Annotated in this window: 1 protein-coding gene; it reads left to right on the top strand. The window is 60.8% G+C overall.

Going from position 1 to position 268, the window contains the following annotated elements; translation table 11 throughout:
* Positions 1-10 precede the first annotated feature (10 nt).
* Positions 11-268, top strand: a 258-nt coding sequence (locus ACPYOG_RS19635; protein ID WP_481295799.1) for a pyridoxamine 5'-phosphate oxidase family protein, incomplete at its 3' end; no start/stop codon positions are given.

Genomic DNA, 268 nt, shown 5'->3' on the forward strand with positions numbered 1-268 from the left:
GAATAGGCCCATGATCAATGAGGAGAACCCGATCACCGAGGTCCCGGAGGATAGCTGCTGGGGCTACCTGGATACCGCTGAGGTCGGTCGCCTGGCCACCAGTGTCAATGACCAGCCCGAGGTATTCCCCGTCAACTACGTCGTTGACGGACAGAGCATCGTCTTCCGCACTGCTGCTGGTAGCAAACTGGAGGACATAGTCACGAACAACCGCGTCGCCTTCGAGGCGGACGGCTGGACCGAGGAGGCCGGCTGGTCGGTCGTTTTG

It is taken from the genome of Leifsonia sp. HAY1-4F, from assembly GCF_056755275.1.